Raw genomic sequence first — 26,762 nt, 5'->3', positions numbered from 1 at the left:
CCCTAATAACCGTTGTGATTCTTCAGGATTGTTATGAATGTACTCAACTATGTTGCTCATAATCTCAGGGTAGGTACACGATTTTATCCTGTTATACCATAATTTGATTCTTTTTCGGATATGTCTAATGACTAAAAAACGTTTGGGTATTTTCGGTAGATTACACAATCGCTTGGTTTTATGGCTGAGTAAATTTGTGGCTGAAGACTTTATCAAAGACGACAACAAAATTTTTCAAACTATTCAGTTTAATTTAAAATCTCCTATTGACCTAGATCAACCCATAATTCAATTTATTGACCATTTAGAAAGACAAAAAGCTTTAAAATGGGGAACTTGGTATATAGATAGAATGAATGACAGTGAAGTGAGAGAAATAGAGAAACGCCCAAAACGGGAAAAATGGCACGATGAATTAGTTAATGATTGAAAATTCACCATTTTCACAATAAAAATGAAGTGGTTTGTTTTGCCACTTCATCAATTCCCAGGTAGAACCTTAGTATTGAGTATAACGACTACAAAATTTTAAAATAGTATAAGATCAAACAGAATTGAAAATTCTATTCATGCCAGTGAACAGAGTATTGAGGATGAACAGGGTATTGAGGAGTTATGTCGATGAACGATGGCAATGGCGCATTTTGTCAATGTCCGTTATTGCTAAATTTAAATACATTTGCTGTAATTCTGTGGATAGATTCGGGTTTTTGATCAAATGTTCTATCCTGCTTTCCAACAGAGAAATCAGGGTATTTAAGTTTTCCTTGGGAACAGGATGTTGTGGTTGTATTTGCCAATCTGGTTGTTGAGGTGATTCTGGGGAATTAGTTTGGTTACTGAGATATTCTGCTTTCTCAGCTTGTAATTGCGCTACATTTCGCTGTAAAGTTTCTATGACTCCATACATTTCTAAGGGATCAAATATCCGCAACAAGCTGGTTTGAGTCACTATTCCTAACTTTGATCCCCAATCCCAGGATACAACTAATCGTTGTACTCGCCGCTGCTGCATTTCTTGATGGGCTGACCATAGGGAATCTTCTGGAGTTAGCAAAAACAAGGGTGTACTCATCACTGTTCTTGCCTCAATTTGACCTAAATTTAACCCCAATGCTTGAAATTGTACAATGTCTCTTTCGGTAACAATGCCTACAGGCTTAACAGCGTGCAGAATATTATTCCAGGAGTCTGTTTTGGTTATGACTATACAACTCACTTTATGAGTTGCCATCATCTGCGCCAAGGTGAGTACAGAAGTTGTTGGTGGTGCATGGATTACCTGGGTTGTCATTACCTCTGACACTCGCCTCATTTTTAGTAGGTTTGTGGGGCGTAAAATTTGTCTAATACTTTCTGGGGAAATAATTCCTAATACCTCTTTGTGTTCATTGACGATTACCAAATGGCGAATACGATACCGACGAAATAAAAACAGTGCGGCAAAGATGTCCTTAAATGCAGTTTCTGACAGGGTAATTACTGGATGCGCCATGACATCAGCTATTTTTACCCTAGCAAAATTCGTACCCGCAGCCGTAAATCTCACAATGTCTCGTTCTGTGAAAATACCTAATAATTCCCTCCCTTCCATGACTAGTACACAGCTGGAGCGTGTACCTTGCATGGAATTAAAGGTAATTCCTGCATCAAAATCCGGTAATAAGCAACTATTACCTCGTGTCTGATTCATTAAATTTACAACTTCTATCAGGGAAGTATGGGGTGCAACCACCAGTGGTTGCTTATCTATTGCATCTTCCAGGCAGGGAACGCCAATGAGTGGATCATCAATTTGCATAGATTATTCGGTCTAGATTATAAATGGTAAAACTAATTATGAAGTTTTGTAAATTTATTAGCAATAAATATATTAAATTCTGCAAAATATATGTATAATACGAGAGATGTAAAAGATAAATGGGAGAAAAGCTTGCTATATAAAGGCTATAAGCTGTAAAAGGTAAATTACCGTTAAAGATTTAAACTTGGATATCTAAGGGCAGATTGCCAGATAACTGGAGAGGAAAAGGAAGAGATATGAGGTATATGGCTCTATTGAGAGGCAATATCTACATCAGTCCTCACCCATGCCAGAAATTCGTTGCATTTTGCCATAAAGCCTGTCTAAAACCCTTTTCACGGACACAGGTTGCCACTGATGTCCTCGCTTGGTGGTATATCCTTGCTGATTGAGCCAAGCAGCAATTTGTGGTAGTGATTTTCCTGACTTGTGATGACGGCGAATTAATTCAATAATCTGTTGTTCAGCGGGATTGTCTACTAATTCACCATTAACTGATTGCTGACCAAAAGCGGGTGAACCATAGCCAGCATAGCCGCCACTGGCAGCTTTTGCTTTCCGGGCTTGGTTGAGTTTTTCCCACAGGGAGTGATCTTTCGATTCTTCAGCAGCCATTGTTTTCAGGATTTAATTACCTTTGTCAACATGGTACATCAATTACTGGTGATTGCTGGTAAATGAGTCAGATTTTTCAGGCTTTTCAAGATAGGGGGTGTTGGAATGCGATTGATTTTGCTAGGAGTGCCGGGTAGTGGCAAAGGTACACAAGGGGCAATACTGTCCAGCCAATGGCAAATTCCGCATATTTCCACTGGTGAAATATTACGTCAGGCGATCGCTAATCAAACTGCTTTAGGCTTGAAAGCAAAAGCGTATGTAGAAAAAAGTGAATTGGTTCCAGACTATTTAATTTTTGATCTCATCCGCCAACGCTTAACTACTCCATCTACTCAACGAGGTTGGATATTAGATGGATTTCCCGGTAATTTATCCCAGGCTCAGTTTCTTGATCAACTATTAGCAACTTTAGGACAGTCTTATAACCGAGTTTTCAGTTTTTATGTGCCAACAGATGTTTTGGTACAAAGGTGGCGACAAAGGGGGCGTTCAGATGACCACCCTGAACTTATTTATAAGCGAATAGAAGTTTATCAAGAGCAGACTGCACCCGTGATTCAGCATTATCGCCAGCAAGGATGTTTAACAGTGATTAATGGCGATCGCCCTGTGGAAATAGTGACTCATTTTTTACAAAGTTCTTTTTCTGATTTGAGTTTAACAATTCACCAAAAAACTGTGAATACTAGCAAAAGACTAATAAACCAAGAGCCACAAATTTTATCGGACTAACATCAAAACAAAGCAGAAAAAATGAGTATTTTATGCGTAAGCAAAGAAAAATTAAAAGACTGAAACTTTTATTTCATCAAGGTTACAGCAATTCTGATCTCAGCTTTTTCTCAATAGAGAAATTAACTCATTGCCATCCCACCTTATCTTTTACTGTTTTCCCTTTCACAATCACCACTAAAAATTGAAAAAGATTAAAAAAGGAGTTGATATGACAACAGTTGAATATATCCAGGAAACAGAGTTCAAATCACTATTAAGTGATAACGAAATAGTTGTACTAGACTGCACAGCGACTTGGTGCGGACCTTGTAAAATGGTTAGTCCTTTAATGGATAAACTCGCTGATGAATACACAGGTCTTGCCAAAGTAGTCAAAATAGACGTGGGTGAAAATCCAAATGTTGCCAAACAATTAGGTATCCGCAGTATTCCCGCAGTTATGTTTTTCAAGAACGGTGACTTATTGGAAACAATTGTTGGTATAGCTCCTTATGAAAAATTCAGCGCAGCTGTAACCAATATACTTTAACCATTATTGAGGCAATTGCTTTATGCAGAGAGCGCAGATAGTTCGATGTCCTAATTGCGGTAGTGAGGCACAGCGTCAGTTTGCAACTGATGAACACCTAACTCACACTCATTGTTTAGCTAATCAAATTATCCGTACAGAGTGTCTAGTTTGTGACTACCTGATGGTGATGCGCTCTCTGGATGGAAGTGTAATTGAAGCTTACGCACCTGGAATACCAAGCAGTTTTAAACCTTCTACCACATCTAATACTCCTTCGGAGATTCGTGAGGAGCAAATGCTAGTGATCAGAGAGTGTACTTTATTCAGCCTCATTTTTAAACATTTACCAAATCAAAATCCCACAGATTCATACTCATTGCTTTAAGGATTTCAACCATGATGAAGGCTGAAGATATAATGACCACAAAAGTGGTAACAATTCGTGGTTCAGCAACAGTAGCAGAAGCAGTAAAACTGATGAAAGATAAGAAACTGCGCTCTATCGTTGTCGAACCACGCACAGACAACGACCCCTATGGCATAGTCACAGAAACTGACATTGTTTACAATGTTGGTGCCTATGGCAAAGACCCTAAACAAGTGCGAGTTTATGAAATTATGACCAAGCCTTGTGTTGTAGTCAATCCTGAGCTTGGTGTAGAGTATGTAGCGCGTTTGTTTGCCAATACAGGTATTCGTCGCGCTCCTGTAATTAAAGGTAAATTGTTAGGAATTATATCAATTACTGATATCCTCAGAAAAAGTGACTTTGTGGAAAATCCCAAAAGCACTTTTGAAATGTATTGTGAAGAATTTCCTGACGCTCCAGAGGCAAGAATTTACGAAGATTAAACGTCAAAATTCATTTTTTTGTATTTTTTGCACAGGTAACTACACTCATTTACCAAAGATCAAAATCTGAAAACATCTAAGGAATGAGTGAAAAAAATCATCAACATCCGCAAATTAAACCGAACAATTTTTCCAACCAACTATTGACAGGAAATTATAAAAATATGATGAAAGCAGAAGACATAATGACCACAGAAGTGATTACAATTCGTGGTTCAGCAACAGTAGCAGAAGCCGTGGATTTGATGAAATACAAAGGATTACGTTCTTTAGTTGTGGAACCACGCACAGAAAACGATCCCTATGGCATGGTAACAGAAACTGATATCGTCTATAAAGTTGCCGCTTATGGTAAAGACTCCAAACAAGTGCGAGTTTACGAGATTATGACCAAGCCTTGTATTGTAGTTAATCCTGAGCTTGGTGTAGAGTATGTAGCGCGTTTGTTTGCCAATACACGTATTCGTCGCGCTCCCGTAATTAAAGGTAAGTTGTTAGGAATTATATCAATTACTGATATCCTCAGAAAAAGTGATTTGTTTGATAATCCAAAACCCATATTTATTGAGGATGAAATAGAAGCTGCACGGGAAGAAGCTAGAAGAATTTGTGCAGTGAAAGGAGATACTTCTCGTGAATGTGCAGCAGCTTGGGATATTGTAGAAGAACTACTGGCAGTGGCATCTGATCAGCGGTTAGTCAAGGAAAAGATGGAGTCTTAACTATTGAATCAGATGTGATATCACTCCAGGCGATCGCATCTGCTCAATTATTTGACTTATTTGATATCCTCCCTACTCTATCAGGGTAGGGATTCTGGGATCAAAAAGTTTTTCCTCTTTGTATCCTTCCTTGGATCTTGGTGTGAAAAAATCATGATCTTGGCGGGCAAAATGCCCACCCTAAACACCCTACTTACCCAAAACCTGCTGCAAAGTCTCAACCAACCGATCCACATTTTCAGGACGACTATTAAAACCCATCAAACCCACACGCCAAACCTTACCCGCTAACTCTCCCAAGCCGCCACCAACTTCAATATTATGCTCTAGTAATAACTGCTTTGCTACCGCTTTTCCATCTACCCCATCAGGAATACAAACAGTAGTTAAAGTTGGTAAACGATATTCCTTAGCAACGTGCATTTTTAAACCAATTTCTTCTAATCTTTGCCAAAGATATTCAACATTTTTTTGATGACGTTGCCAACAATTTGTTAAACCTTCTTCCGCCACTAAACGCAAAGCTTCCCGCAAACCATAATATAAATTAATCGGTGCAGTATGATGATATATGCGTTCATTACCCCAATATTTTCCTAACAACAACATATCTAAATACCAGTTTGCAACTTTAGTCTCCCGTTTCTGCAACTTTTCCATTGCACGGGGACTCATGGTAAAAGGAGAAGCACCAGGAGAACAACCTAAACCTTTTTGACTGCAACTATAAGCTAAGTCCACACCCCACTCATCTAAGAAAATGGGAACACCACCCAAGCTGGTGACAGTATCCACTAATAACAAAGTTCCATGTTTGTGACACAACTCACCCACATCTTCTAAAGGTTGACGTGCGCCGGTGGAGGTTTCTGCATGAACTAATGCTAAAATTGCCGGTTTGTGAGTTTCTAACGCTGTTTTAATTTCATCTACAGAAAATACCTGTCCCCAAGGTTTCGTAATAGTGCGTACATCTGCGCCATATCTTCCCGCCATATCGACCAAACGATTACCGAAGTAACCAACAACACCAATTAAAACTACGTCTCCCGGTTCTACAGTGTTAGCAAGGGTAGCTTCCATCGCTGCTGTACCCGTACCACTGACGGCGATCGTGTGGGGGTTTTCCGTTTGCCAGACGTAGCGCAATAAAGATTGAATCTCATCCATTAAGGCTAAAAATGCCGGATCTAAATGCCCTAAAGGTGTGGTATTCATAGCCTGTAATACCGCAGGATGGGTGTTAGAAGGACCAGGACCTAGTAATAAACGGTTGGGAACTTCTAAAGGTGAAAGTTGTAACTTTTGACTGTCGTTGATAGAAATTGTCGATGTCATAATTTTTGTGAGGCTAGACGGTAATTAATAGCTATCAAGCCAATTTTACTCTTCAGTTCTGGCTCTTCGATAGCGTATCACTAAAGCCAAAGTTCCACTAATGCCTGGCCTTAGCCATTCTCCTGCCTCCTGACTCCTGACTCCAGAGGGCAACCACAGGGGGTTTGCCCCTACTGACTCCTGACTCCTTAATTCTGACAATGAACTTAATAAACTAAACTATTACGAAAATATCCATTCTCTTCAGCCAATTTCTCTGTGATAATTTGTTTATAAACCGCTTCATAACCATCAGTCATTTGTTTGACACTAAAATGGTTTTCTACATATCGCCTACAAGCATAACGGTTTAATCTTTCTATTTGCTCAATAGCCTCAATACACTCCTGAATATTATTACAAAGAAAACCTGTTTCTCTATCAGCAATTACTTCGGGAGTTGAACCCATTCGCATCGCAATTACAGGTGTACCCGATGCCATTGATTCTACCATTACCAAACCAAATGGTTCTCTCCAAGTAATAGGAAATAAAGTTGCATAAGCAGAACCCATGATAGTATTTTTTTCTGCGTGGTTAGCTTCACCTAAATATTGAATTTGCTTACCATCAATCTGGGGTTTAATTTCCTGCTCAAAATATTCTATATCCACTCTATCTATCTTACCTGCTATTTTCAACTGCCAACCAGTTTTTTTGGCAATTTGAATTGCTAAATGTGTGCCTTTTTCTGGCGATATTCTGCCCACGAATGCTAAATATGGTGGATCTAAAGGTTGAGGATAAAACTCATAACTACTAACATCAATTCCATTGTACACTGTTGATATATAATTTAACCCTAACCTGGGTTCTCTTTGGGCATCAGAAATACTCACATAAGGCTGTTTTTTGGCATATTTAAAGATTTTTTCGTTGTCAGAAGTAAAAATACCATGCAATGTGTGAACTGTGGGAGTTTCTACTAACTTTGTGTATGCTAAAGGTGTGTGTCCTGCATGAGAATGAATAATATCAAATTCTGCGGATTGCTCATAAACAGAAGCTAGATTTAGCAATTCATAAATACTGTAATCTTTGACGGTATTATCCAATCTTAAAGCCCGTGGATGAACTGATACTAACTTAGCCAGAGTCAGAGAATCTCCTGATGCAAATAATGTTACTTCATGTCCTCTTTTGACTAATTCATCTGTTAATAAACCCACGACTAATTCTATTCCACCATAAGCTGGAGGTGGTACTCTCTCCCACAGTGGAGCAACCTGGGCAATTCTCATTATTAACCCCCTAACAATTAAGAATTTACTTAAAAATCACTGACAAAAAAACTGGTAAATATTAACCTAATACTGTTACTCACTTCACAATCTTATGCTGGATATTTGATATCTTTTGTCTATCTTAGGTAGGGATATTTTCCTCTACTTTAGAGGTAAATTAGTAATTTTAAGGAGTCAGGAGATCAAGGAGTCAGAATATTTGTTTGTAGCAGTGATCTACAGAAGTACGTTTTTTAATCAATTGATAATTGATAATTGATAATTCATCATTTATAATGAAAAACCTCCTGACTCCTGACGATGATATAATCTAATACGATAATTAAGAACTAAATATAAACATGAATATCCCTCACCCAAGTAAAAAAAAGTCTATGACATGGCAGGTAGTTTTTTCCATATTGGTATTTGTGTTTATGTACCTGCCTATCCTGGTACTAGGCTTTTATAGCTTTAACCAGTCACCTTACAGCGCAAGTTGGCAAGGATTCACTCTAGAATGGTATCAAAAACTATTCACAGATGCTCGCATTTTATCAGCTATAAAAAACAGTTTGCTAGTAGCCTGTAGTGCAGTTGCTGTTTCCGCAGTCTTGGGAACTATGATGGCTGTAGGGTTGGCACGTTATAATTTTCCTGGGAAAACATTGTATCGTGGTATATCGTATTTACCATTATTAATTCCTGATATTGCGATCGCAGTTTCTACCCTTGTTTGTTTAGCTGCTTTTGCCATACCTTTAAGCATCTGGACAATTGTAGCTGCACATATAGTTTTTTGCCTAGCCTACATCGGTTTAGTAGTATCATCCCGACTTAATAACCTCGATCCCCACCTAGAAGAAGCTGCACTAGACTTAGGTGCAACCCCTATTCAAGCTTTTATAAAAGTTGTCTTACCCCAATTAATGCCAGGTATTATATCTGGTTGCTTACTAGCTTTCGTCCTCAGTTTAGATGACTTTCTTATCTCCAGTTTTACAGCAGGTAGCGGTTCTAATACCCTACCAATGGAAATATTTAGCCGCATCAGAACTGGAGTTAAACCAGATATTAATGCCCTTAGCATCATGTTAATTTCTATTACTGCTACCGTGGCAGTTGTAGCTGAATTAATTCGGGCTTCTGGAGAGAAACAAAACCAAAAATAATTATATAGGACTAATATTTGCTTATTTAAAGAATATTTGCGATCGCGAAATCAATCCTGAACTTGGTAAAATCGCTGGTACAACTCAACTGGGGAAACATTGCAAAGTTACCCCCTAGCGTTGACACAGTTGATTATTAGAGGTTGTTTGAAAACTTTTTCGTGTGGGATTTGACACCCGCAGATCCCCCTAAATCCCCCTTAAAAAGGGGGACTTTGAGGAATTTAGCCCCCCTTAAAAAGGGGGGTTGGGGGGATCTCCATTAATTCTGATACTTTTCAAACATCCTCTTAGACATCTCAGAAAAATCCGAAAAAGATGTAGGGACAATTCATGAATTGTCCCTACCAAGGGTTTCAGGTTACGCATATTTAATTTTCGGAGATGTCTAATACCTATTATATGCTCAAAGCAACGCAGATTCATCAGTAGAGGGGATTGGGGACTAGGAAGATAGGAGCAAATTCTTTACCTATTCCCTATTCCTTATCCCCACAAAAAGACTTTTTCAACAAACCCTAATTCCCGTTTCTTGGTAATCTCCCATCCAAACATCTATTTTACCAATTTGAGTATAATTTGTATATTGATCGTTCTTAGGAATATTCACAGTAAATTTTTGTAATCTACGCCAATCTGTTTCTGTAATATATTCTTTATTTTCCATTTCTACAATTAATTTTTCACTGTCTCCCCATTTAACTACTACCGCTATTTGATGTTCATTATCAATTACTTTCACCGCTTTAGCAACTTCAGGAAAATCATACTTTTCTCTTAATTTTTGAATATCCACACCTCCATCATGATTCTGATTCAATAAATCACTAAAGTAAATCTTTATCAAAGATAAAATATCATCATTTATATCATATTTTTCTAAGATTTTTTTAGTAATACTTATTCCGTCTTTATATCCCGGTGGGTTGGAAGATGACATATTAAAAATGATTACATTACCTTGATCCTGCTTTCCTTCTCTGTTACATCTTCCTGCTGCTTGAATGATAGAATCTAAAGGTGCAAGTTGACGGTATACTATGGGAAAATCTACATCAACACCAGCTTCTATCACTTGGGTACTAATTAAAAAACAAGGTTGTTCAGCTTTTAATAATTTTCGCACTTTGTCCAAAACTTGAGAACGATGATCAGGACACATCATAGAACTAAGATGAAAACAATGATCGGGAAATTTGGCAGATAATATTTCATATCCTTCCCTGGCTAATTGTTTGGTATTAACAATAATTAAGCCTTGATTTAATTTAGATGATTTAATGCTATCAACTAAATTTTTCCATTCCCAAATATCAGCAATATATTGATAATTAACACGGTTAAGTTGTTGAAATATTTTCTTAGTTTCAGCTTCAGGGATAATATCAGCAACATCGGTTAAATCATCTTCATAAAGGTTATGAAATGCTGGTTGGGTAGCACTCATTAAAACTATTGTACATCCCCAATCTGTGACTAATGTATTCAAAACATTTAATATTGGCCGGACTAAATCACTAGGTATAGATTGAGATTCATCCAATAAGATAACTTTATTAATTAAACCTTGTAATTTTCGGCATTTTGTAGGATGATTAGCAAATAAACTTTCATAAAATTGCACTCCACTGGTGACAATTACGGGTTGATCCCATCTGTCGGTATTCAATTTATAATCTTTGGTTTCTTCTAATTTTGGTTCATATCCTGAATGATGTTCTAATACTGCATTTTCTCCAAATAATTGCCGATAAACGGCAGCAGTTTGTTCAATAATACTTTTCAATGGTCCGACATAAACTATTCCTGACATTTGATGTTTTTGACTGTGCAAATAGGCAAATCTCGCACTAGCAATGGTTTTACCAATTCCACAGGGTCCTGTTAATCTAAAAATTCCTTTGGGTAATTCACTTTTGTTGATACAATGTTGGGCAAAGACATTTCTAGCTTCACTAATCGCATTTGCTGATTGTGGAAACAAGGAATGAGGATTGAAATGAAACTTTGAAATGAAACTCGTTTTGTTATATGCAGAAAGCTCCAAATCTTGTACATATATGGAGCTTTCACCTTTATTTTCAATATTTTCAAATTTGCGAGCGTCTAATCTGTCATTATCAACTAAGACAGAAAATAACATTCTAATGGCAAATTCTCGCCGCCTAATGGCAAATTCTCGCCGCAATTTAGGTAAATTAATATCTGGTAATTCTTGCGGTATAAAATCAGTTATTTCCTGTCTAGCTATTTCTAAACATTCCTCTAAACCTGCTGCTAATTGTTTATACTCACTACCTCTTAATCTCAATCTTTCTGGTAAACCAGAATGATGGCCAGCGATGATATAAGCTATTGCTGGCGGTTCTTTTTTAGATATTTGTAAAGCTAAAACAGCACCGTGGGGAGAATGTACAACCCGCTTACCGTTATTTTTTAAGTATTCCTGCCATTTTTGCTGATATTTACCCAAATCATGCCATAAACCAGCATATTTGGCTACAGCTTGGAATTGTTGCGGTACAGCACTTGCAGACATTTCCGCAACATTCTGTAAATGTGCTGCTAGTAGTTGTTCTTTACAATCTGTAGTAATTCTTGCTAAGTATTTCATTTGTAGTTATAATTGATGAAAAATTTTAAGTCTAGTTTATGCAGTTAAAGTTATGGGGTGAATGGGCATTATTCACAAGGCCGGAGTTTAAAGCTGAACCGCACAGTTACAGGGTAATTCCCTTTACTGCGGCTGTAGGTGTATTAGAGTCTATTTTCTGGAAACCAGAAATTAAATACAAGATTAATCACATCACGGTACTAAAGCCAATTAATACATTTAGCATCCAGCGTAACATGGTGCAGTCCAAACAAAGCTATAGAAATGCTAAAGATTGGATGAAGAGTGATGGTATAGGGAGTTACACTGCTGTGGGCGATCGCGCTCAGAGAAATCATGTCATATTGCATGATGTGGCCTACATTGTTGATTTCAATTTTGACTTACAAACAGAGGAAGATTTATCTAATAAATATGCAGCACAAATAAAGCGGAGAATTGAAAAAGGGCAATGTTTTAAACAACCATATTTTGGATGTCGAGAATATATAGCCCATTTTGGTGTTCCTTCAGAAGAAGATCAAGCAGCACCAGAGTTAAAGGGGGAAATAGATTTAGGTTTAATGCCTAAAAAAATGCACTTTATACCTGATCAAAAAGGTACAGTTTCTTGGCGTACTGCTCAAGGTTTTGTCAAAGGAAATGTAGTTACAGAATTTGCTCACTTTATAATGCGAGATGGGCGGTTATGTTGCAAGAATTAAATCAATTAGGAATTGCTTTAGAACAGGATAATCAACTCACACCCATAGGATTTAGTGAATGTCTTTGTCATTGGCAAATTAATTTACCTTTAGGTAGTTTTCAAGTTTTAGAAACAGCAGCAACCAAAGGTAAACCGAAATTTGGCAGAAAAATATTAGTACCAGATTTGCGGCGTAATGGTGATGAACCATTATTAATTGATGATGGGGGAGAATATGTTTTTGGTGCTGGTGATAGAGGTGAAAAACGGCATCAACTGTATTTACAACTTCTGGAAAGATGTTTACAAGAAACTAACCACGAAGCAGTTAAAGAAGTTTATGAATTTATCACTAATACAACTGTAGAAAAAATTACAGCCCAGTTAACAGAAATTTATCCACAAGCAGCTAATACAGATTGGTGTCGGGATAGATTTGTGTTTTTATTTGAAGGTAAACAAATCACCAAAATTTCCGTAGTTCAAAAATGGTGGTTTAATTATTATGGCAGTAAACAAGATACCGTTAATGGAGTTTGTTTATTAACAGGTGAACAGACTTTAACAATGGGGCGAAAAATGCCCATGATGGTTAAAGGTGTTCCCGGTGCTGCTACTTCTGGTGCTGCTATTAGTAGTTTTGATAAAAGTGCTTATCAATCTCACGGATGGGATGGAAATATTAACGCTCCCATTGGTTTTGAAAGTGCTGTTAGATTTCATAAAGCTTTAGATTTTTTACTTAATAGTGACACCAATCGTTATAAATTAGGAGAGCAGGTTTTTGTTTATTGGGGAGAAGAAGATGGGGAAGGTATTAATCCTGAAATATGGGAAAATCCTGCCTTTGAATCTATTTTTGCAAGTCCCTATAGTCCGAAAAAATTTAATTTGGAGGATATTAAATCTAGCAGATTTTATTTAGCGATTCTCAAAGGTAATAAAGGGAGAATTTCCGTTAGTGGTTGGAGTGAAGTTACTACCCAAAAAATCAAAGATTCTATTCAGCAGTTTGTCGAATGTCAGCAACTTAATAATTTAGCACCTAGTCCGCTTTGGATGTTGTGTAATAGTGCTTTTTTTAATCCTAGTAAGGAACACACAGAAAGGATAGCAACAGCATTAATTAAAGCCGCTTTTTTAGGTGAAACATTACCGGATGAATATGCTTACAGAATCATTGATCGGATATGTAAAGAAAAGGTGTTTAATGACTTTCCATCTAAATCTAAACAATCTCGATATTTTCCCAGACTGCAAGGTTTATTACTTTATTTAGCCACAAACAATATGAAATATCCCACAGGCGATCCTCAATTTGATACTGCTTACACTTTAGGCAGAATTGCATTTTTAATGCACCAATCACAAGTTAAAGCTCAAAATATGAGTGAAGATAATACTAATGTTATGCGTAGTTTAAAGACTTTATCTTCTACACCGACTCAAGTTTTTGCTCGGCTTTGTCATGGTTGTACTCATTATCATGTAGAAAGTGATAATAGTAAATACATCAAAAAGTTACTAGCTGAAGAATTTGAAAACTTTGATATTTCTGTATTGCCAGAAGTGCTAGATTTAAAATCTCAGGCTTTGTTTTTTCAAGGTTGGTGGCAAAAAAGAGCCGAGTTTTTTAAAAGTAAGGAAAAATCTGAGTAGGTTGGGTTGAACAAAGTGAAACCCAACAAATAATTTTCAATGTTAACCTCTCTTCAAACTTCTCTCCTACCAGGAGAGAGGCTTTAAAAACCAGTTTTTATCTAATTCTTGTCCCCCTTCCCTCGTAGGGAAGAAGCTAGGGGTTAAGTCTTCAAACTATCCACAAATCACAAGGAACAAAAATCATGACTGCACATTTAGACCCTACTAAAAAACACGATGCAATTTTATTATTTGATTGTTTGGATGGTAATCCCAATGGTGATCCTGATGCCGGAAATCAACCAAGAATTGACCCTCAAACTAATCAAGGTTTAGTTACAGATGCCTGTTTAAAACGTAAGGTGAGAAATTATGTAGAGATGCTTGGTAAGGATGAAACAACACCAGAAAGATATAAAATATTTGTGGAAGAAGGAAGCGTATTAAATGAAAAAATCAGTCGCGCTTATGATGCTGTAGGTTTACCACAAAAAGAAGGAACTCCAGAACAACAATTACAGGTTGCTAAGTGGATGCAACAAAATTTTTATGATTTAAGAATGTTTGGTGCAGTATTATCTACTGGTTTAAAAGCTGGTCAAGTTTGGGGACCTGTGCAAATCAGTTTTTCTCGTAGTATTGATCCGGTTTTTCCCCAATCTGTGAGTATTACTCGTTGTGCTGCAACGGAAGAAAAAGAAAAAAAAGATGGTGTAAAAAAGGATAATAAAACTATGGGCAGAAAAGAGGTTTTACCCTATGGTTTATATAGGTCTTATGTTTTTTATAATCCCCATTTGGCGGAAAAGTCTGGTTGTGTGAATGAACGGGATTTAGACTTATTTTGGCAAGCTTTGATTAAGGCTTGGGAGTTTGACCGTTCTTCAGCACGGGGTTTTATGGCTTGTCGTGGTTTGTATGTTTTTACTCATGCCAGTAAATATGGTAATGCTCCTGTTCATCAGTTATTTGATAAACTGCAAATTAAAATTAAGTCTACTGTTGATGTACCCCGCAGTTTTGCTGATTATCAGGTTGACTTGGATGAGGTGTTACCTGATGGTGTGACTTTGACGAAGTTGGCTTGAAAATGCGCGGATGGGTGGGTGTTAAGTCGGAGTGATTATGACTAAGCTGGAAACTCTTGCACTGTCTAGTTTTTATTCGTTGGGTGTTGTCAACCACCCGCGCACCTTACGCTGTAAGGGTTTCGGCGTTTTTCGTTCTTGTGCTGTTTTCTGGAATGGGGTATTATGACAGGGTTCGCGCAAATCGTTGTGGAAATGTCCTATTTCTAAGGGTTTGCGCGATCGGCAGTGACAATTACTAATTAAGGTAATTGAGGATTGAAACCTTTGAGTCCTATCATCTTCAATTGTCTTTAAATTCTCTATGCTTGTGACAATTACTAATTAAGGTAATTGAGGATTGAAACCAAGATTACTGATGTACTCAGACTGAAGCACCCCAAGTGACAATTACTAATTAAGGTAATTGAGGATTGAAACTTCGGGGCGATCGCCAATCATGATCATTTCAAATTCATGGAAGTGACAATTACTAATTAAGGTAATTGAGGATTGAAACATAAGTGGAAATTGCGCCAAGACATAAACCAGCAAGTGACAATTACTAATTAAGGTAATTGAGGATTGAAACAAACAACAAATCTGTAGGTAATTATGGGACTTTGTGACAATTACTAATTAAGGTAATTGAGGATTGAAACATTGCTTTAGAACCTTTGGTGATTGACGGGTAATCGTGACAATTACTAATTAAGGTAATTGAGGATTGAAACAAAAGATTTAACTTGACCGATGCCATATTTTTCTAAGTGACAATTACTAATTAAGGTAATTGAGGATTGAAACTGAATCTGGTGATAGATGGGTGGTTAAGGATGGTGACAATTACTAATTAAGGTAATTGAGGATTGAAACAGATTATCGTATTGAATATATGAATAATAGTAATTAGTGACAATTACTAATTAAGGTAATTGAGGATTGAAACTTGTAAAGAGGTTGCCAAGCAATTGGGGGTAATCCCAGGTGACAATTACTAATTAAGGTAATTGAGGATTGAAACACCAGTTACCGAGTTACAGCAGGTAGAAAATAGTGACAATTACTAATTAAGGTAATTGAGGATTGAAACAGGGGGCAAATACAGAAGCTAATCGAAACTCAAGTGACAATTACTAATTAAGGTAATTGAGGATTGAAACATTCATATTACTAGTACGTTGGTAAAATGCACAACTTTGTGACAATTACTAATTAAGGTAATTGAGGATTCAAACATTAAGGATTGAAACAAAACTAAAAGATAATGATTTTCACAATAAGAAATTACACAGTAATTGCAGATTGACATGACAAAAACCCATACCACTCATCTAAACCCACGCCAGTAGTAGCAGAAACCTGAAAAATTTGTATTTTTGGGTTTACCTGTTTTGCATATTCAATACATTTTTCTACATCAAACTGCAAATAGGGTAACAAATCAATTTTTGTAATAATCATAATGTCACTAGCGCGGAAAATATGAGGATATTTAATTGGTTTATCCTCCCCTTCCGTCACCGACAAAATTACAACTTTAGCCTGTTCACCTAAGTCAAATAAAGCTGGACAAACTAAATTACCCACATTTTCAATCATCACCACAGAATTTAATGGGGGGTTAAGTTCCTGTAAACCCTTTTCTATCATCGAAGCATCTAAATGACAACCTGTGCCGGTGTTAATTTGCACTACTTTACAGCCTGTAGATTTAATTTTTTCCGCATCATTGGTAGTTTCTTGATCACCTTCAATGACGCTAATATTCAACTGATCTTTTAAATCATTAATTGTGCGAGTTAATAAAGTAGTTTTACCCGCACCAGGAGAACTCATTAAATTTAAAGCCAGGATATTTCTACCTTTAAACCAGCCTCGATTTTGAGCAGCTAATAAATTATTTTTACCTAAAATTTCCTGTTCTAAAGATATAGTAGTATTATGAATTTTGGCATGAACATTTGCTGGTAATTCATGGTGATGATGTTGATGATCATGATGGTGATGTTCATGATCATGGGAATGGGTAATTACTGTCCCATCAGGTAAAGTGTGAGTGTGATGATGTTGGTTTTCCATGTTTGTAATTGTTGTTTCGTTATCATCTGAACAGCCGCAGGTTACACACATAATTCTTCTACCTCAATTTCTTTAATGTTTAATTCTTGACCTGTTATTAAATCTAATTCTACACTACCACATTCACAAATTCCAAATGGTTTATCTACATAAAATGTATTACCACATTGGCGACATCTTGCCATTCCTGGTATTTCTAATATTTCTAATATTGCCCCTTGTACTATTGTACCTTGGGAGCAAATATCAAAGCAGAATTTAATGGCATCCGGCATAATGGCGGAGAGTTTGCCAATTTCTAGTAATACTCTTTGGACTTTTTTATTTTGGGCGTTTTCGCTAACGATAGCGATGATGTTTTGGGTTATTCCTAGTTCGTGCATGGTTTGATTTTTTCTCACGCAAAGACGCAAAGAGAATAAGGAAGATTTTTTATATCACGCAGAGGCGCAGAGTCGCAGAGAGAAGGAGGAGTTTTAACATATTCTTGGTAGTTGATCACCTACTAACATATCAACTATTCTTTCTGCACCAAAGGCGGTTTTTAATAATACTATTCCTGGGGGTTGGGGCAGAATTTCACCAATAATTGCTGCTTGTTTTCCGGCTGGGTGGTTTTGTATTGTTGATAATATTAAATCGGCTTTTTCTTTGGGTGCAATTATAACTAATTTACCTTCGTTGGCTAAATACAAAGGATCTAAACCCAAAATTTCACACATTCCATTAACTTCTTCTCGTACAGGAATGGCTTTTTCATTAATACTAATTCCCACATTTGCAGTCTGGGCAAATTCATTTAATACTGTGGCTAAACCTCCTCTCGTTGCATCTCGCATAGCTTTAATTCCTGGACAAACATTAATAATTTCAGCAACTAATTCATGTAATGGTTGACAGTCGCTTTCTATATCTGTTTCTAATGCTAATTCTCCCCTCGCAATTAAAATGGCAGCACCATGATTTCCAATTTCTCCGTTAATAATTACCACATCACCTGGTTGAATATTTCGAGGAGAAATATCAATTCCTGTAGGAATAATACCAATACCAGCAGTATTAATAAAGAGTTTATCAGCACAACCACGATGGACGACTTTCGTATCTCCCGTCACTATTTGTACCCCTGCTTTTTGGGCAGCATTTTGCATACTCAACACAACTTTTCTGAGAGTTTCTAACTCTAAACCCTCCTCCAAAATCATACTACAAGTGAGATATAAAGGCTTTGCACCACTCACAGCTAAATCATTAATAGTCCCATTAACCGCCAACTCCCCAATATCTGAACCTGGGAAAAATAAAGGATCAACTACATAAGAATCAGTAGTGAAAGCTAACCTATTTCCTAACTGAGAAAGTTGAGATAAATCAAAACTCGCCTGATCTTCCAACTGTGATAAAATCGGATTATCAAAACTACTAACAAACACATCATTAATCAAATCTCTCATAGCCTTACCACCGCTACCATGAGATAAATTAATGTGAGTATCTTTCACCTTATTAGCACGACGGCGCACCTGTTCAATTTTTTGAAATAGCGGATTTTTAACTTCTTGATTATTGTAAACTTCCATATTAAACATCTTCATCTTATAAACTTCTTAACTTAAAAACCTTTCTTCTCTTCCTTTGTGTACTTTGCGTACTTTGCGGTTATAAAAAAAGAATTGGTGCGTTACGATAACGCCAACGCACCCTACAAATTACCTCCCAGTTTCCTCATGTCTTCCAGCGTGTTTATCGGAATGTAAAACACCACCAACCGCCCAGTTATCCCGTTCAAATTCATCAATGTGAACAGTGATCCATTCAGGTTTTGTACCCAAAGCAGAAACCAAAGCGTCTGTGACAGCTTGGGCTAATTTCCGCTTCTTTTCTATAGAGTGACCTTTGGCAATTTGCACAGTTACAAATGGCATAATAATTTACCTTTAATCTACAACTTATAAGATCCCCGACTTCTTTTTTATATTCTCTATAAATCAATACAATTATTAATCTAAATCAGGGATTTTATATGACAATTTACCCAACATTTGCAACTGTTTTATTTTGTTGATTGGCTTTTTTCTCCATTGTTGCTAGTCTGCCATATTTATAATAAGCTGCACAAGCACCTTCGGAAGAAACCATACAAGCGCCAATGGGATTTTCTGGTGTACAAGCTGTGCCAAATACTTTACATTCCCAAGGTTTCAAAACTCCTTTGAGAATGTCACCACATTTACAGGCTTTATGATCGGGAACTGTTAAATTAGGAATAGCAAATTTAACTTCGGCATCAAATTGGGCGTATTCTTCGCGTATTTGAAAACCAGAATTGGGTATTTCTCCTAAACCACGCCATGCAAATTTTTCACGGGGTTTAAAAACTTGATTCATGGCTGTTAATGCGTTTTTATTTCCGGCTTTTTCAACTAGGCGGTTATATTGATTTTCAACTTCACAACGATTTTCTACTATTTGTTTTAATAACATCCAAATAGATTGGAAAATATCTAATGGTTCAAAGCCAGAAACAACGATGGGTTTATGATATTTTTGGGCTATAAATTCATAAGGTTCTGTTCCTATGACCATACTTACATGACCAGGACCGACAAAACCATCAAGTTGTAAATCTGGATTTTCTAATAATGCTTGTAATGCGGGAATTACTAATACATGATTCGCAAATAAACTAAAGTTAGTAATATTTTCTGCGGCTGCTTGGAGGACTGTAAAAGCGGTGCTGGGGGCGGTGGTTTCAAAGCCTAAACCGAAGAAAACTATCTCTTTTTTTGGGTTTTCTTTGGCAATTTTTAAGCTATCCAAGGGGGAGTAAACCATTCTAATATCTGCGCCTTGGGCTTTTGCTTGTAAGAGGCTGGTTTTTGAACCGGGTACGCGCATGGCATCGCCAAAGGTTGTTAAGATGATGTGAGGGTTTTGTGATAGGGCGATCGCATCATCTATTCTACCTTTGGGCATGACGCAAACTGGACAACCTGGTCCATGAATTAGTTCAATATTATTGGGTAATATTTCTTCGATGCCGTATTTAAAGATAGAATGGGTATGTCCGCCACATACTTCCATGATTTTTAAATGTTTGTCTATTTGGCGGCTGAGTTTTTCTATTTCTTTTTGTAAGGCTTGGGCTTTTTCTGGGTTACGAAATTCATTTACATATTTCATATTTTTATTTCTCACGCAAAGGCGCAAAGACGCAAAGGAAGAAAAGAGTTTTTATGTGTATGCTTGGGATATTTCTTGCAGAAGTTTTAATGTTTCTGCTGCTTCTTGTTCGTTTATTCTGTTCATGGCAAAACCAACGTGAACGAGTACCCAGTCTCCTATACATTTTTCTGGTGGGTGTTGTTCATCAACAATACAAGCTATGTTTATTTGACGTTTGACTCCGCCGACGTTTACCATCGCTAGTTTATGTTCTGGGTTGGTTATTTCTACAATTTGTCCTGGTATTCCTAAACACATTTTTTTATTTTCCTTTTTTATAAGAAACGCAGAGGTTTTAGTTTAGAATGAGATAAAAATCAAATTATTGAATTTCTATCTTTTTCTATTTTTAACTGTCACCTGTCACCTGTCACCTGTCACCTCATACATCTAGCAGCAGCAATAACAGCTTGTCCTAATGATATTCCCCCATCGTTTGCTGGTACTATGCTATGGGTGAAAACTTCTATTCCTAGTTTTTTTAAGTGTTTGGTTGTTTGTTGTAACAGTATCCGGTTTTGAAATACTCCTCCTGTTAATGATACTTGATTAATTTTGTGTTCTTGGGTTAGTTGTTTAACTATTTCTGTGATGACAATAGCTAAACTTATGTGAAATTTTGCAGCTATTTCTGATGGTGAAATTTGCTGCTTGAGGTCTTGTAATATCCCCTCCCACATCGGGGCAGGGTCTATATAATAAATTTTATCTAATTTTTCAAATTTAAAGGGATAATTTATAGTTTCTTCATGATTGTTTAATATGTTAACATTAGCTATAGTCTCCATTTCTATAGCTGCCTGTCCTTCATAGCTGCATTCTTCGCGACAAATACCTATAGCTGCTGCTACTGCATCAAATAACCGCCCAACTGATGATGCTAAGGGTGTGTTAATATCTTTTTCTATCATTTGGTTCAGTAATTTTAATGGTTTATTTTCTAGATATTTAATAATTTCTAAATCAGCATACTTTTGTTTAATTTCTTCCCAATTAAATGCACTATTTAAGTGGGCGTAGGTATTTCTCCAAGGTTGATAAATTGCCTGTTTTCCTCCTATCATGGCGACAGGTTTAAATGTGGCTAATCTTTGAAATTTCTGATAGTCAGCTAATAAAAATTCTCCTCCCCATAATGTCCCATTTTCCCCATATCCTAACCCATCAAAGGCTATTCCTAAGATTGGTTTTGCATTTAATGGTATTTTATTTTCTGCCATGCAAGCTGCTATATGGGCGTGATGATGTTGAATTTCTGTGATTTTGATTTCGTTACTTACTGCTAATTCTTTTCCGAGTTTAGATGATAAATATTCTGGATGTTTATCAATAGCAATTATTTCTGGTTTATGTTGAAATAAATTCAGATATAAATTCAATGTTTCTTGATAAGCATTAAAAGCAGCAGCGTTTTCCAAATCTCCTAAATGTTGGGATAAAATCGCCTCACCTTCTCTTAATAAACAAAAGGTATTTTTTAACTCGCTACCCATTGCTAAAATAGGTGGGAATTTTTCAAAACCAGATGGTAAAATAATTGGTGCTGGTGCATATCCCCGCGCACGTCTGAGAGTTTGTATTTTATCATCAATAACCCTAACAACTGAATCATCAACCCGGTTAACAATATCCCGATTATGTAATAAAAAATAATCTGCTATTTTCCCTAACTTCTCTTTAGCATCTTCATTATTTATACATTGTGGTTCATCAGAAATATTACCGCTAGTCAAAACTATAGGGCGGTTCATTCTTCTGAGAATTAAATGATGTAAAGGCGTATAAGGTAACATAAAACCCAAAGTATTTTGTCCTGGTGCAACTGATATAGCTACCTGTTTTTCAGGTTTAATATTTAATAAAACAATAGGTGCAGCAGGACTGGTTAATAAAGTTTTTTCTAAATCAGAAACATAACAATATTCAGATATAATATTGATATCCCTAGCCATCAAAGCAAAAGGTTTATGATAACGTTTTTTGCGTTTTCTTAACTTTTGCACCGCAGTTTCTTGAGTAGCATCACAAGCTAAATGAAAACCCCCTAAACCCTTAATAGCGACAATTTCCCCCTTTTGTAATAAAGTACAAACCGCATCCACATCATCCAACATTGAAAACATATCCGCAATAACAGCTTTACCATCACCGCGTTCTAACCATGCACTCGGACCACACTTAAAACACGCCACAGGTTGGGCATGAAAACGCCTATTTTCCACATCTTGATATTCATTTTCACAGTCTCCACACATGGGAAACTTAACCATACTCGTATGATTTCTATCATAAGGAATAGCCCGAATAATAGTTAACCTCGGACCGCAATGAGTACAGTTTGTAAAAGGATAACGAAAATAACGACTAAAAGGATCAAAAATTTCTTTCTGACATTGAGAACAAGTAGCCGCATCAGGAGAAATTTCCGTTTTCACCACAGTATTCACACTATGAGAAATCACAAAATCATCAACATCAAAATCACCCAAATATGGACTTATAATTAACTCATTAATCCTCGCCAAAGGTTGACATTCTTGATATAATTTATCTACAAACTCAGTAATTTTTTCCTCACTACCAGCAACCCGAATTAAAACCCCCTCCCCATCATTACAAACATCACCCTTCAAACCACAAACTTTCGCCAACCGATAAACAGTAGGACGAAAACCCACACCTTGAACAATACCCTTAACCCTAATTACTTCTTTTATCATCTTTGCGCCTTTGCGTCTTTGCGTGAGATTAATAAAATTAAAAAATCAAAACTCGATTATTCCCAGAATCAGAAATTACCATATTTTCCCCAAAAACCTTAATTCCGTAACACCAATTTAAACTTTCCCTAGTTGGTAAACCAAAATTCTTATTTTCATTCTTACTCGTAAAACTATCCTGTCCAAAAACCGCATCAGCATCCGCACCCTGCAACAAAAAAATATTTTCCCGTTTCCTCCATCCTAACAAACGAGAATTAGCAGTATCAGCAACTATTAAATAATCTTCCCAAATATCTACACCATAGGGCATACTTAAACTACTACGACTCGGAAAATAAACACCTTGATTTAATTCCACAAAATTAAAATTTTTCTGACCCAAAACCACCGCACAAGGACTATTATTTTCTGTGGGTATTCCTTCCCAAATCATCACCCGATTATTACCCGCATCTGTCACTACTAAATTATCATTCCAAATCGTGATATCATGACACCAACGCATACTAGCAGCAGTAGGAGAACCTCCACCGTTTTCATTACGAGATATCATATCTGGTTGTCCCAAAACTATATCCGCTGGTTGTCCATTTTCTGTAGGTAAACTATTCCAAATTAATAATCTTCTATTTCCAGTATCAGCGACAAATAACTTATTTTCATAACATAAAATCCCATAAGGCCAATGTAAAGTATTAGCTGCTGGTTGTTGACTTCCCCGGTTAGGTTCGTTATCGGTAAAATTACTTTGACCTAATACTAAATCTGCGGGAATATTGCTATCTTCAGGTACATCATGCCAAATTAAAACTCGATGGTTCCAAGCATCAGCAACCGCTAAACCATCACCATATTTACAAATACCAGTAGGAACGCTAAATGTATTTTTTCCTGATGTACCTTTGGCGTTTTGTCCCTCACTAAAAAAATCCGGTTGTCCAATAATTAAATCTGCCGGTTGGTTATCTTCTGTAGGTAAATTTCGCCATCCTAATAACCGATGATGTCCTGTATCTGACACCCATAATGGTCCAGTTGGTGATAGTAAACAAGCTGCACGGGGTCCGAACATTGTTGAGGGTGTGGGTGCGAGGGGTATGGTTATTTGTTCGGGTTTGTTAGGGTTTCCTAAGATGATTTTTGCAGCTTGGGAAGTGAGGGGTATTGGGTTCATTATTATTTCACGCAGAGGCGCAAAGAGAAGGAGAAGTTTTGGGGTTTATTTATTTAAGAATATTTGATGATACTAAGATGTAGTTTTAATGGCAATTTGGTTTGCTGTTGTTGTTTGAGTGTAAAAACCCGTTTTGGGTTTATCCCATATTAGGTTTTAAGATGAAAAAGACATAAATTCATTGATATTGTTACCATCGCTATTGGTGCAGTAATATGATGCACTAACATGGTATTTTGTCAAGATAATTTAGATGCATTTCCCCTGGTGAGACATGATGATTTTGGTGTTGGGGCAGTCAGGAAGGCTTCAATTTAAATCATTACCTGTTGGTGGTGATAGATCCATTACTTCGGTAAACCGGGAATATTTCACCTCGCTAGTTGGGGGAAACTGTGCGGAAACAGCCATTAAACCGACTTTGATATCCTCATAAAAAATCACACCACCAATTCGTCCGCCTGCTTGGAATGGTCCGTGGAAAAATTGATGTCGGGGAATATAAATGAGTAGAGAATTGGTAATTTTGACGTTTTGACCAAATAGTTGTTGACAGGTTTTTTTGACAACTGCATCAATATATTGATTCTGGGCAGGTTGACCCAGGTTGATGAATTTGGGGTGATCCGCAAAATGATCCATGTAATATGACCAGATTTTAGACAAATCTTTTTCTTCAGTGAGGATTTGCTTGAGTTCCTGCCATCGTTTGAAATTCATAATATGGGTAAATTGGATTATTCTTTGCCTACTAAAAATTTACCATACTTAGAGGTTGTTTGAAAAGTATTAGATGAAACCGATAATCTCTAGAAACCTAACCCCCCTTCCCCCATTCCCTTGTAGGAAATGGGGGTTTCAAAGCCTCTCCCCGCGTCGGGGAGAGGTTTGGAGAAGGGTTTATTTATACATTAAAAACTTTTCAAACATCCTCTTAGGTGTAATTGAAGTAAAAATCTGGTTTTTACAAAAAGATTCAGCCAGAAAATATGACATAATTGAGGAGTTTATTCTTAGATGTATGAGAGATTTAACTCCCAGAAGTGTTGAATGTTAAGAAATCTGTGATGGTGCTTAATTCTCTTTTTACATTTATTATACTTTTGACATATTGGAATTTGGAAAAATGATGATCTGACATTATAAAAAGGTTTACTGGTTGGAACTGTGGTATAATCAAGGGTAGTTTTCCAGACTACGATTTTTACATTTCTGGTAAATTCACAGATAGGGTAATCAGCAAGTTACTAAATTTATCAAATTTTCCTTTGATATTGTAAACTTGTGTGATATTATTATCAAAGGATATTTGTATATAATCTCTTATTGAGCAAACTTCAATCTCGAATCAATCTCTAATTAATCTCTAAATTTTGGTGATAAATTATGATAACTACACTTATCGAACGAGAAGCAGAACCAATTTTAATTAGTGACTTAACCTGGAGAGAATTTAAAGCTGTTGAACAGCTAATCGAGCGCCCAGGGTTACGGTTATCCTTTTTAGATGGAGTTTTGGAGATTCAGAAAATGCCAGGGAAAAAACACGAAACTATCAAAGAACGTATTGGAGCTTTACTAGAAATTTATTTAGAATTTTTAGAATTAGATTTTACTCCTACTGGTTCTGTTACTTTAGAAAATGAATTTAAAAAGGTGAAAAAGGAAGGTGATAAATCTTATGAATTAGGACGAAATAGAAAACGCCCTGATTTAGTAATTGAGGTAGTTGTTAGTAGTGGAGGAATTGATAAACTGGAAGCATATAAACGGTTACAAATTACTGAAGTTTGGTTTTGGATGAATGATGAATTATTATTGTATAGTTTAGGAAATGAGGGATATGAAGCTGTTAGTAAATCGCAACTTTTACCGAGTTTAGATGTAGATTTATTGATGGGTTGTATTAATATAGAAAATCATGCTCAAGCGCTGCGGGAATTTAGAGCAGGGATAAAAATTACAGGATAGGATGAAAATTGTAGGAACTTCTACTTTCATCTTTCTAAAATTCGTCTGATTTGAGCTATTTTTCTGCCTTATAAACTCTATTTAACCTTTCAACATTCAATGGTCTTTATTCAAAAATACGTATAAGTACGTATTTCGTTAGGATAATACTGGTTTTAAAATAGAATTAAATCTGAATAGTAGGTTTAATTCAACTACAGTGAAACCTAACAAATCCATTACTATAGCTGGGTTTTATTCTTTAACCACAACTCAGATTAATTTCTTATACAAGAATAAGTATTATGAAATTTACAAAAGCGGCGTTAGTCTTTGCATTTGTTTTAGGCTTTCTGGGTATTACAAATACAATGAGTATAGCTCAAAGTTTATCTGATTTAGATAGTAATGCCTTCTTACTGAATCCTAAGACTGGTCAATTTTTAGGTAATGTTTCTAGCAGAAATGTTGAATGTCGTTACAAAAGTTTACATATTCAGTTATAGTAGTCCTATTAAGGGTGAAAATGTTAACATCTCATGATATCTTCCATCCAATGAACATAACTAATTTGTTGACACATACAA

General features: G+C 36.4%; 26 protein-coding genes and 1 CRISPR repeat array. Of the genes, 12 read left to right on the top strand and 14 right to left on the bottom strand.

The annotated features are described in order from the left end of the window. The first annotated feature begins 127 nt into the window (after nucleotides 1-127). A complete protein-coding gene (locus IQ237_RS23365; RefSeq protein WP_194059449.1) occupies nucleotides 128-430 on the top strand; it encodes a hypothetical protein in 303 nt (100 codons plus the stop codon). A 183-nt stretch (nucleotides 431-613) separates the two neighbouring features. Here the strand turns inward: IQ237_RS23365 and IQ237_RS23360 are convergent, their stop codons facing one another. Together IQ237_RS23360 and IQ237_RS23355 are read right to left on the bottom strand one after the other, a co-directional pair. Next, on the bottom strand, nucleotides 614-1,801 hold the full coding sequence (locus IQ237_RS23360) for a CBS domain-containing protein (protein WP_194059447.1): 1,188 nt from the start codon (nucleotides 1,799-1,801) through the stop codon (nucleotides 614-616). A 276-nt stretch (nucleotides 1,802-2,077) separates the two neighbouring features. After that, nucleotides 2,078-2,419 carry a recombinase family protein gene (locus IQ237_RS23355; RefSeq protein ID WP_194059445.1) on the bottom strand — a complete coding sequence of 114 codons (342 nt, stop codon included), beginning with the start codon at nucleotides 2,417-2,419 and terminating at the stop codon, nucleotides 2,078-2,080. A gap of 105 nt (nucleotides 2,420-2,524) precedes the next feature. Here IQ237_RS23355 and IQ237_RS23350 point away from each other — a divergent pair, with 105 nt between their 5' ends. From IQ237_RS23350 to IQ237_RS23330, 5 genes are all read left to right on the top strand, one after another. Beyond that, nucleotides 2,525-3,154 (top strand): adenylate kinase, encoded by a 630-nt coding sequence (locus IQ237_RS23350; protein ID WP_194059443.1) that lies wholly within the window; start codon nucleotides 2,525-2,527, stop codon nucleotides 3,152-3,154. 211 nt (nucleotides 3,155-3,365) lie between these two features. Continuing rightward, a complete protein-coding gene (gene trxA, locus IQ237_RS23345; protein ID WP_194059441.1) occupies nucleotides 3,366-3,686 on the top strand; it encodes a thioredoxin in 321 nt (106 codons plus the stop codon). 22 nt (nucleotides 3,687-3,708) lie between these two features. Next, nucleotides 3,709-4,053: a hypothetical protein gene (locus IQ237_RS26940; protein WP_309225811.1), complete on the top strand. Its 345-nt coding sequence runs from the start codon at nucleotides 3,709-3,711 to the stop codon at nucleotides 4,051-4,053. An 11-nt stretch (nucleotides 4,054-4,064) separates the two neighbouring features. After that, nucleotides 4,065-4,520: a CBS domain-containing protein gene (locus IQ237_RS23335; protein ID WP_194059439.1), complete on the top strand. Its 456-nt coding sequence runs from the start codon at nucleotides 4,065-4,067 to the stop codon at nucleotides 4,518-4,520. Between the two features lie 164 nt (nucleotides 4,521-4,684). Continuing rightward, entirely contained in the window at nucleotides 4,685-5,242 is a 558-nt protein-coding gene (locus tag IQ237_RS23330; RefSeq protein WP_194059461.1) for a CBS domain-containing protein, read from the top strand. 189 nt (nucleotides 5,243-5,431) lie between these two features. On the opposite strand, the gene IQ237_RS23325 is transcribed toward IQ237_RS23330, so the two are convergent. Both IQ237_RS23325 and IQ237_RS23320 read right to left on the bottom strand, forming a co-directional pair. Further along, a complete protein-coding gene (locus tag IQ237_RS23325; protein WP_194059435.1) occupies nucleotides 5,432-6,580 on the bottom strand; it encodes an alanine--glyoxylate aminotransferase family protein in 1,149 nt (382 codons plus the stop codon). Between the two features lie 206 nt (nucleotides 6,581-6,786). Further along, entirely contained in the window at nucleotides 6,787-7,860 is a 1,074-nt protein-coding gene (locus IQ237_RS23320; RefSeq protein ID WP_194059434.1) for a glycosyltransferase family 4 protein, read from the bottom strand. A gap of 377 nt (nucleotides 7,861-8,237) precedes the next feature. Here IQ237_RS23320 and IQ237_RS23315 point away from each other — a divergent pair, with 377 nt between their 5' ends. Continuing rightward, a complete protein-coding gene (locus tag IQ237_RS23315; protein ID WP_304944945.1) occupies nucleotides 8,238-9,014 on the top strand; it encodes an ABC transporter permease in 777 nt (258 codons plus the stop codon). A 508-nt stretch (nucleotides 9,015-9,522) separates the two neighbouring features. Here IQ237_RS23315 and cas3 read toward each other — a convergent pair. Further along, nucleotides 9,523-11,628: a CRISPR-associated helicase Cas3' gene (gene cas3, locus IQ237_RS23310; RefSeq protein ID WP_194059431.1), complete on the bottom strand. Its 2,106-nt coding sequence runs from the start codon at nucleotides 11,626-11,628 to the stop codon at nucleotides 9,523-9,525. A gap of 38 nt (nucleotides 11,629-11,666) precedes the next feature. Here cas3 and cas5c point away from each other — a divergent pair, with 38 nt between their 5' ends. The 3 genes from cas5c (at nucleotide 11,667) to cas7c (ending at nucleotide 15,042) form a co-directional block, all read left to right on the top strand. Then, the gene (gene cas5c / locus IQ237_RS23305) at nucleotides 11,667-12,332 is read left to right on the top strand and encodes a type I-C CRISPR-associated protein Cas5c (RefSeq protein WP_194059429.1); all 666 of its coding nucleotides are present in this window, start codon (nucleotides 11,667-11,669) and stop codon (nucleotides 12,330-12,332) included. After that, complete coding sequence (locus IQ237_RS23300) at nucleotides 12,317-13,972, top strand: type I-C CRISPR-associated protein Cas8c/Csd1 (RefSeq protein ID WP_194059427.1); 1,656 nt, start codon at nucleotides 12,317-12,319, stop codon at nucleotides 13,970-13,972. Before cas5c ends, IQ237_RS23300 begins: the two co-directional genes overlap by 16 nt. A 185-nt stretch (nucleotides 13,973-14,157) precedes the next feature. Beyond that, a complete protein-coding gene (cas7c, locus tag IQ237_RS23295) occupies nucleotides 14,158-15,042 on the top strand; it encodes a type I-C CRISPR-associated protein Cas7/Csd2 (RefSeq protein WP_194059426.1) in 885 nt (294 codons plus the stop codon). Nucleotides 15,043-15,270: 228 nt separating this feature from the next. Next, nucleotides 15,271-16,259: a CRISPR direct-repeat array (repeat unit 37 nt; unit sequence GTGACAATTACTAATTAAGGTAATTGAGGATTGAAAC). Between the two features lie 49 nt (nucleotides 16,260-16,308). Here the strand turns inward: cas7c and hypB are convergent. The 9 genes from hypB to IQ237_RS23250 form a co-directional block, all read right to left on the bottom strand. Beyond that, nucleotides 16,309-17,154 carry a hydrogenase nickel incorporation protein HypB gene (hypB, locus tag IQ237_RS23290; RefSeq protein ID WP_194059424.1) on the bottom strand — a complete coding sequence of 282 codons (846 nt, stop codon included), beginning with the start codon at nucleotides 17,152-17,154 and terminating at the stop codon, nucleotides 16,309-16,311. Then, nucleotides 17,145-17,486, bottom strand: coding sequence for a hydrogenase maturation nickel metallochaperone HypA (gene hypA, locus IQ237_RS23285; protein ID WP_194059452.1), 342 nt, complete (start codon nucleotides 17,484-17,486; stop codon nucleotides 17,145-17,147). The genes hypB and hypA overlap by 10 nt, the downstream gene beginning before the upstream one ends. Nucleotides 17,487-17,579: 93 nt before the next feature. Beyond that, nucleotides 17,580-18,683 (bottom strand): hydrogenase expression/formation protein HypE, encoded by a 1,104-nt coding sequence (gene hypE / locus IQ237_RS23280; protein WP_194059451.1) that lies wholly within the window; start codon nucleotides 18,681-18,683, stop codon nucleotides 17,580-17,582. A 129-nt stretch (nucleotides 18,684-18,812) separates the two neighbouring features. Then, nucleotides 18,813-19,028 carry a 4-oxalocrotonate tautomerase family protein gene (locus IQ237_RS23275; protein WP_096570868.1) on the bottom strand — a complete coding sequence of 72 codons (216 nt, stop codon included), beginning with the start codon at nucleotides 19,026-19,028 and terminating at the stop codon, nucleotides 18,813-18,815. 106 nt (nucleotides 19,029-19,134) lie between these two features. Continuing rightward, nucleotides 19,135-20,286: a hydrogenase formation protein HypD gene (hypD, locus tag IQ237_RS23270; RefSeq protein ID WP_194059422.1), complete on the bottom strand. Its 1,152-nt coding sequence runs from the start codon at nucleotides 20,284-20,286 to the stop codon at nucleotides 19,135-19,137. Between the two features lie 51 nt (nucleotides 20,287-20,337). Then, complete coding sequence (locus IQ237_RS23265) at nucleotides 20,338-20,586, bottom strand: HypC/HybG/HupF family hydrogenase formation chaperone (RefSeq protein WP_096570872.1); 249 nt, start codon at nucleotides 20,584-20,586, stop codon at nucleotides 20,338-20,340. A gap of 119 nt (nucleotides 20,587-20,705) precedes the next feature. After that, nucleotides 20,706-23,048, bottom strand: coding sequence for a carbamoyltransferase HypF (gene hypF / locus IQ237_RS23260; RefSeq protein ID WP_194059420.1), 2,343 nt, complete (start codon nucleotides 23,046-23,048; stop codon nucleotides 20,706-20,708). 37 nt (nucleotides 23,049-23,085) lie between these two features. Continuing rightward, nucleotides 23,086-24,225 (bottom strand): hypothetical protein, encoded by a 1,140-nt coding sequence (locus tag IQ237_RS23255; RefSeq protein ID WP_194059418.1) that lies wholly within the window; start codon nucleotides 24,223-24,225, stop codon nucleotides 23,086-23,088. Nucleotides 24,226-24,534: 309 nt separating this feature from the next. Next, entirely contained in the window at nucleotides 24,535-24,945 is a 411-nt protein-coding gene (locus tag IQ237_RS23250; protein WP_194059416.1) for a hypothetical protein, read from the bottom strand. Nucleotides 24,946-25,611: 666 nt separating this feature from the next. Between IQ237_RS23250 and IQ237_RS23245 the strand changes: the two genes are divergently transcribed. Together IQ237_RS23245 and IQ237_RS23240 are read left to right on the top strand one after the other, a co-directional pair. After that, nucleotides 25,612-26,196 (top strand): Uma2 family endonuclease, encoded by a 585-nt coding sequence (locus IQ237_RS23245; protein WP_194059414.1) that lies wholly within the window; start codon nucleotides 25,612-25,614, stop codon nucleotides 26,194-26,196. Nucleotides 26,197-26,480: 284 nt separating this feature from the next. Then, entirely contained in the window at nucleotides 26,481-26,681 is a 201-nt protein-coding gene (locus IQ237_RS23240; RefSeq protein ID WP_194059412.1) for a hypothetical protein, read from the top strand. The last annotated feature ends 81 nt before the right edge of the window (nucleotides 26,682-26,762 follow it).

Source organism: Sphaerospermopsis sp. LEGE 08334 (assembly GCF_015207205.1).
In the GTDB taxonomy this organism is placed as follows: Bacteria; Cyanobacteriota; Cyanobacteriia; order Cyanobacteriales; family Nostocaceae; genus Sphaerospermopsis.
Note: the sequence above shows the minus strand (reverse complement) of the source record. Positions and strands in the feature narration are given on the sequence as shown.

What these genes read in the sequence shown, in the direction of transcription:
- IQ237_RS23365 (WP_194059449.1), top strand. Translation starts at nt 128, where the DNA reads ATGACTAAAAAACGTTTGGGTATTTTCGGTAGATTACACAATCGCTTG.
- IQ237_RS23360 (WP_194059447.1), bottom strand. Translation starts at nt 1,801, where the DNA reads ATGCAAATTGATGATCCACTCATTGGCGTTCCCTGCCTGGAAGATGCA.
- IQ237_RS23355 (WP_194059445.1), bottom strand. Translation starts at nt 2,419, where the DNA reads ATGGCTGCTGAAGAATCGAAAGATCACTCCCTGTGGGAAAAACTCAAC.
- IQ237_RS23350 (WP_194059443.1), top strand. Translation starts at nt 2,525, where the DNA reads ATGCGATTGATTTTGCTAGGAGTGCCGGGTAGTGGCAAAGGTACACAA.
- trxA (WP_194059441.1), top strand. Translation starts at nt 3,366, where the DNA reads ATGACAACAGTTGAATATATCCAGGAAACAGAGTTCAAATCACTATTA.
- IQ237_RS26940 (WP_309225811.1), top strand. Translation starts at nt 3,709, where the DNA reads ATGCAGAGAGCGCAGATAGTTCGATGTCCTAATTGCGGTAGTGAGGCA.
- IQ237_RS23335 (WP_194059439.1), top strand. Translation starts at nt 4,065, where the DNA reads ATGATGAAGGCTGAAGATATAATGACCACAAAAGTGGTAACAATTCGT.
- IQ237_RS23330 (WP_194059461.1), top strand. Translation starts at nt 4,685, where the DNA reads ATGATGAAAGCAGAAGACATAATGACCACAGAAGTGATTACAATTCGT.
- IQ237_RS23325 (WP_194059435.1), bottom strand. Translation starts at nt 6,580, where the DNA reads ATGACATCGACAATTTCTATCAACGACAGTCAAAAGTTACAACTTTCA.
- IQ237_RS23320 (WP_194059434.1), bottom strand. Translation starts at nt 7,860, where the DNA reads ATGAGAATTGCCCAGGTTGCTCCACTGTGGGAGAGAGTACCACCTCCA.
- IQ237_RS23315 (WP_304944945.1), top strand. Translation starts at nt 8,238, where the DNA reads ATGACATGGCAGGTAGTTTTTTCCATATTGGTATTTGTGTTTATGTAC.
- cas3 (WP_194059431.1), bottom strand. Translation starts at nt 11,628, where the DNA reads ATGAAATACTTAGCAAGAATTACTACAGATTGTAAAGAACAACTACTA.
- cas5c (WP_194059429.1), top strand. Translation starts at nt 11,667, where the DNA reads ATGCAGTTAAAGTTATGGGGTGAATGGGCATTATTCACAAGGCCGGAG.
- IQ237_RS23300 (WP_194059427.1), top strand. Translation starts at nt 12,317, where the DNA reads ATGTTGCAAGAATTAAATCAATTAGGAATTGCTTTAGAACAGGATAAT.
- cas7c (WP_194059426.1), top strand. Translation starts at nt 14,158, where the DNA reads ATGACTGCACATTTAGACCCTACTAAAAAACACGATGCAATTTTATTA.
- hypB (WP_194059424.1), bottom strand. Translation starts at nt 17,154, where the DNA reads ATGTGTGTAACCTGCGGCTGTTCAGATGATAACGAAACAACAATTACA.
- hypA (WP_194059452.1), bottom strand. Translation starts at nt 17,486, where the DNA reads ATGCACGAACTAGGAATAACCCAAAACATCATCGCTATCGTTAGCGAA.
- hypE (WP_194059451.1), bottom strand. Translation starts at nt 18,683, where the DNA reads ATGGAAGTTTACAATAATCAAGAAGTTAAAAATCCGCTATTTCAAAAA.
- IQ237_RS23275 (WP_096570868.1), bottom strand. Translation starts at nt 19,028, where the DNA reads ATGCCATTTGTAACTGTGCAAATTGCCAAAGGTCACTCTATAGAAAAG.
- hypD (WP_194059422.1), bottom strand. Translation starts at nt 20,286, where the DNA reads ATGAAATATGTAAATGAATTTCGTAACCCAGAAAAAGCCCAAGCCTTA.
- IQ237_RS23265 (WP_096570872.1), bottom strand. Translation starts at nt 20,586, where the DNA reads ATGTGTTTAGGAATACCAGGACAAATTGTAGAAATAACCAACCCAGAA.
- hypF (WP_194059420.1), bottom strand. Translation starts at nt 23,048, where the DNA reads ATGATAAAAGAAGTAATTAGGGTTAAGGGTATTGTTCAAGGTGTGGGT.
- IQ237_RS23255 (WP_194059418.1), bottom strand. Translation starts at nt 24,225, where the DNA reads ATGAACCCAATACCCCTCACTTCCCAAGCTGCAAAAATCATCTTAGGA.
- IQ237_RS23250 (WP_194059416.1), bottom strand. Translation starts at nt 24,945, where the DNA reads ATGAATTTCAAACGATGGCAGGAACTCAAGCAAATCCTCACTGAAGAA.
- IQ237_RS23245 (WP_194059414.1), top strand. Translation starts at nt 25,612, where the DNA reads ATGATAACTACACTTATCGAACGAGAAGCAGAACCAATTTTAATTAGT.
- IQ237_RS23240 (WP_194059412.1), top strand. Translation starts at nt 26,481, where the DNA reads ATGAAATTTACAAAAGCGGCGTTAGTCTTTGCATTTGTTTTAGGCTTT.